Annotated in this window: 3 protein-coding genes; all 3 read left to right on the top strand. The window is 35.7% G+C overall.

Annotated elements, in window-relative coordinates; translation table 11 throughout:
- The first annotated feature begins 320 nt into the window (after positions 1-320).
- The gene (locus WBN20_RS00870; RefSeq protein WP_424280373.1) at positions 321-1,754 is read left to right on the top strand and encodes an alpha/beta fold hydrolase; all 1,434 of its coding nucleotides are present in this window, start codon (positions 321-323) and stop codon (positions 1,752-1,754) included.
- Positions 1,755-1,970: 216 nt separating this feature from the next.
- A complete protein-coding gene (locus tag WBN20_RS00875; protein WP_424272024.1) occupies positions 1,971-2,195 on the top strand; it encodes a hypothetical protein in 225 nt (74 codons plus the stop codon).
- Between the two features lie 245 nt (positions 2,196-2,440).
- On the top strand, positions 2,441-3,568 hold the full coding sequence (locus WBN20_RS00880; protein ID WP_424280374.1) for a hypothetical protein: 1,128 nt from the start codon (positions 2,441-2,443) through the stop codon (positions 3,566-3,568).
- Positions 3,569-4,092: the final 524 nt, after the last annotated feature.

Below are 4,092 nucleotides of genomic sequence, written 5' to 3' on the forward strand. Positions count from 1 at the left end.
ATCCTTACTAATGTCCACTCCATAAATTTCTGTATATTTATTCATAAGAACTGATTTTTGAAAGAACGGCTACTTGGACTTCAACAACTTAAAAACGAGTTTATCACACTCACAGAACTGAACGAATTCTAAGTAGGAAAAGAGAGGGGATTATCAATGTTGACGAAGTCTAGGCTTCTATGTATAAAATAACCTTAATCCCCTCTTTTGTTATTTCTGATTTATACCTTAAAAGTTAAGGAGAGTAAACTTAAGATGTACAAAGGGCATCCAAACCCCCTTTATACTAAACGTTGGGCACAATTTGACAAAATTAAACAATGAAATTAAAAACAGTACTTTTTTCAATTTTTATACTCTCGCAATCTTTTGTATTTGGACAGCAAATAAAAATTGAGCCATATGAATTTATTTCTCGGGCAAAAGATACTGTACAAGCGGAATTAGGAACTTTTAAAGTTTTGGAGGACAGAATGAATGGTTCGAATGATTCGATAAAACTTTCATTCATAAGATTTAAAAGTACCAATCCAAACCCAGATAATCCTATAGTCTATTTAGCAGGTGGACCAGGCGGCTCAGGGATAGGAACAGCCCAAGGAAACCGCTTCGCGTTGTTTATGAAACTTCGCGAGGTGGCCGATGTAATTGCATATGACCAACGTGGTACTGGTATTGCAAATCAATTACCAAATTGCCCTTATTTTGCCAATTTTGATCTTGGAAGTGCCATTGATAAAGCTGAATATGTTCAAAAATCAACCGAGAATATTTCTAAATGCTTAGAATTTTGGGGTAAGGAAAATGTAAACCTAAACGCCTACAATACGACTGAAAGCGCCAAAGATATTGATGATTTAAGACTTGCTCTTGGAGTAAATAAAGTTTCAATTTGGGGCATAAGCTATGGTTCTCACCTCGCTTTTGAATACATCCGTCTTTTTGAAGACAACATTGATAAAATGGTTTTGGCGAGTCTTGAGGGTTCTAACGAAACTATAAAACTTCCTAAACAAACCGAAGACTTTATTTTTCAAATAGCAGAATTAGCAAAAGACAATTACGGTTCAGAAAAAAAATATCCCAATCTCAAAGAAAAAATCATTGCAGTTCACGAAAGGCTTAAAAACAAACCTGTAACTAGCACATATAAAAATAGAGGTGGTGGAATAGATACAGTTGGTATTTCAAATTTTGAGTTACAATCTGCTATTGCAACTTTTTACCTTAAAAATCCAGATGATTCTAAAAAGCTGCCAAAAATTTATTTTCAAATGTATGATCGCAACTTTTCCGAAATCGCACAAGATGTGATGGTTATGAAACGATACATATATAGTAGAGTAAGTCCAATGTCTTTTGCTATGGATATGCAAAGTGGAATTTCTGAAAAGCGCCAAAAGCAGGTCGCTCAGCAAGTGAATACATCAATTTTGGGGAGTTCAATTAACTTTTTACTTTATGAGTGGATGACGGTGTTAGATTTTCCCCAATTACCAAATGAATTCCGAGAGTTAGTAAGTAATAAAGTAAACGCATTGCTTTTAAGTGGCACAATGGATGGACGAACTTATTTGAGTGACGGAGAAGAAATAGCCAAAAAATTTGATAATGGCAAACACGTTATTATAGAAAACGCAGGACACGACTTATATATGCAATCGCCTTTAATAGGTGATATGGTTCTAGACTTCTTTAAAGGAAAACAACTAAATGTCGATAGAATTGTACTTGAACCCACAGAATTTGAATAAAAAACTGTGCCCAACAATGTATAACCACAATTACGGCGTCCCGATAGCTCCTTCTCCATAGTATTACGAAGGAGAAGCTATCGGAACGACTACGTCTGAATCCACTCGGAATTGGGAGCGTCAGTGCCTCATCGAAAATTAAGTAAATTTAACCCGTAACTGACGGTTATAAAGTAAAGGAGACCGTTGTCAACAATTAAGAACAGATAAATAAAAATGGAAAAAATTTGGGTATTATTAATTGCAATTCTAATTTTCTTGGTATTTGCTTATCTCATTTGGAGGCTGACTAGTGGTGATTTGAAAAAAGAATACGGTACTACAATGTGGAAACATTGGCCATCGAGATTATACTATTGGCAAGGTGTGGTATTATATGGTGTCGCACTTACACTTATAGCAATGTTTATTTTAAAATGGGCAAATGTTTTGACTTTTTAGAAGTCGAATACGCATGAAAAAAACTGTTGCCAACAATATGTATAATTAATCCGCCAGAGGCGGACAGGTTGCCAGTTCTAGCTTACTTACGAAAATTCCGCTGGAATTTTCTATCTGTGATTTGTTTGTTAAATTAGTTGCTTAACCACCTGCCTTCGGCAGGCAGGCGCAACTAATCATACACGAACACGTTGGCGGTAATTTCAGACGAAATTTTATCCAAAACAATTTTAAAACATGAATTCATGAATACAATAAAAAAGACTATTCGACAACAACAAATACTTCTTTTATACATACTACTACAGACAATTAGTGTATTTGGACAAGGTAATGTAAAACTAGAACCCGGTTTAATAAACGCTAGTCCAATAGATAATTTACCACCATATATAAAACTTATAAGCGGTTTTGGAGAACGTCCAGATTGGTCTCATGATGGCCGATTCATTCTTTTTTTAGATAAACCAATGGGTGAAGTATTTGAACTAGAGGTGGCAACCGGAATTACACGACCAAAAACCAGACATTTTAATCATTACGGTTTTACAAGGGCCATGTATCTATCTAATGGCGACATTCTGCTTGCCGGGCCAAATGCGCTCTTTGATCCTACTGATAAGGAGGAAAGAGATAAAGCACGCGACCTTACCTGGTTGTACGTAATGGATAAAAGTGGTGAAACGCCCCCGGTTCCTTTAAATACCCTTTGTGCTGAAGGGCCAGCTGTTTCCAGAAATAAGATGAGAATAGCCTGGACACATCGAGATCGCCAATTACCTGAGTTGGGAAAAAATAGGGCAAAGTTATTAATGGCCGAAATAATTTATCAAGATGGGATACCCAAGTTAGCCAATGAAAGAGTGATTTTTGATTCAAAGCAGTTACTTTTTTCACTGGGTCATGCAAGTCTTGAAACACAAAATCTTGTTCCACCACAAGATGTAAAAGTAACATTTGCTGTTTATACTATTAATAATGGAAATAATACCGATGTTTATATGGTAGATAGCGAAACCGGAGAATATAGAACTATCACTAACTCTCCCTGCTGCTACGATGAGCCTGAAGGAATATTCCCTGACGGTTTACACACTCTGGTCGAACACGGACCCTCCGACAAAAATGCCTGGCCATTGCTTGATCTGTATAAATTGAAATTAGATGGGTCAGGCGAAATGCAAAGATTAACTTATTTCACTGACTATAATGGATACAAGGCCAATCAAGGAGTAATATCAGACGATGGAAAATATTTAAGTTTTCAGATAGGAAAAGATAATACAGAACCAGGTGTTGGTTTCGGTTTCCTAATTATGGATTTGGAAGAAGCTGCAAAACATCTGGAGGATTTTAAAACTTACAATGAATAACAAGAGCATCTTATTTTTTAGTATATAAAACAAAGCTGAGGTTGATTGAAATAGAATGACTATCTGATAAATAAAATATAACTAAAAAACTACCGCTAACACGGCATATATTTCATTAGCGGTGAAATGGTTTACCAAGCTTAAATGCAACCACTAAATATAATTGTAACTTGAAAATGAATAGCATTGAAACGCCAACGAAAATATATGCCAAACCGTGAGAGGTGTATAATTAATCCGCCAGAGGCGGACAGGTTGCTAGTTCTGGCTTACTTACGAAAATTCCGCTGGAATTTTCTATCTGTGATTTGTTTGTTAAATTAGTTGCTTAACCACTTGCCTTCGGCAGGCAGGCGCAACTTACCATACTCGAATGCGTTATCTGCAATTATCAACTATACATGAACGAATGAAAAATTTATTTACTGCAATTTTTATTCTATTATTAATTGTCAGTTGCCTGTCCCAATCTACTATTCAATATATATATAATCCACCTGAAAATATAAAAGATGGATTAGATG

The sequence above is a fragment of the Eudoraea sp. genome (assembly GCF_049665975.1).
Classification (GTDB): domain Bacteria; phylum Bacteroidota; class Bacteroidia; order Flavobacteriales; family Flavobacteriaceae; genus Eudoraea.